The following is a 1,266-nucleotide window of genomic DNA, read 5'->3' on the forward strand; positions in this document are numbered from 1 at the left end:
CGGAACAGGCCGTTGGCGATCTGAGTGAACTGATCCGCGGCCATCACCCCGCGCCGGATCCCCGACGCGAAATCGGTGTCACAGTCGGCAGCCGGGGCCGCGGGGACAAGGGGGGCCTTGGGCAGGTCTGCGTCGAGCGTGGCGGGCTGGTCGGTGATGGAGTAGACGATCTCGCCGAGTGTGCCGTCCGCGCGGCGCAGGCGTTCCCGGATGAGGTAGCCGCAGCGCTCCAGTTCCTTCAGGGCGACGCGGACGGCTTCCCTCCCGTCGGGGCCCACGGCCGCCAGGTCAGCGACGGTGACCTGCCAGCCGTCGCGGTGTGTGGAGATGCAGCCGAAGATCCCCTTCGCCTTGTAGGACAGCTCGGCGTCGCGGAAGAGGCGGTTGGCGATCTGGGTGAACTGATCGGCTGCCATCACCCCGCGCCGGACCCCCGTACCGAAGCCGCTCACCGTGCTCCCCCACGCACCGTGGGCGCGCTGGCGCTGAGGTCCTGCGGCCAGCGGGGCGCCGGAGGATGACCAGAATCGCTGGGTGGAAGGCGGTGGACGAGATCCATGCCGTCAGCTCACCGGGCGCCCCCGACCAGAGCGCCGACCACCAGCCCCGACCAAAGGTCACGATCGGGCAACATGCGCCGTGAGCTGCCGTGGTCGGTCTCGTGGTCGGGCCGACCACGGTCCTCGCCACCCCGACCATGAGACCGACCACGGCGGTTTCGGCGGTACGGACGGCTGCGCAATCGCGACTGTGCACCGCAGGGCATCCGATTGCGCAGACGGCTGCGCAATGAGTGCGAGGTCCTGCGCAATCGGCGTGCGCAGCCGGTTGCGCACAGCGGGATGCGCAAAGTCCGCCGTGAGGCTGCGCAATCGGCAGCTCCTGCGCAATCGGCCTGCCCCCGGCCGGCTCCTGAGAGTGCGTCCGCTTTCATCGGCGGGCTTGGCCCGTGTGCAGCCCGTAGGCCCCGGTGGCCACCTCCCCCGCCCCGCGGCCGGCTCGACCGTGCCCGGCCGTGTCCGGGGCCGTGGTCGGTCTCATGGTCGGGCCGACCACGAGACCGACCACGGGTTTTGTGTCCTGTTCGTGACCGTGGTCGGGCCTTCGTGGTCGGTGGTCTGGTCGGGGTCGGCGGGTTTTCTCAAGGTCAGCACGTACACGTTGATGATCTGGGAGTTTGACCATGTCTCCTGGCAAGCAGGCCACCGCACCCGAGCCGGCTGCAGTGGCCGCGGGCGTCCGGCTGAAGAAGATGCACCGCCGCGT

General features: G+C 70.1%; 1 protein-coding gene and 1 pseudogene. One reads left to right on the forward strand and one right to left on the reverse strand.

Going from position 1 to position 1,266, the window contains the following annotated elements:
• Window positions 1-452: pseudogene (locus ACIF8T_RS40490) on the reverse strand (hypothetical protein); the annotation flags it as partial.
• Between the two features lie 634 nt (window positions 453-1,086).
• Here ACIF8T_RS40490 and ACIF8T_RS40495 point away from each other — a divergent pair.
• On the forward strand, window positions 1,087-1,266 hold a 180-nt coding region (locus tag ACIF8T_RS40495; protein ID WP_400042496.1), incomplete at its 3' end, for a hypothetical protein.

This window comes from Streptomyces sp. NPDC085946, from assembly GCF_044540485.1.
Taxonomy (GTDB): domain Bacteria; phylum Actinomycetota; class Actinomycetes; order Streptomycetales; family Streptomycetaceae; genus Streptomyces.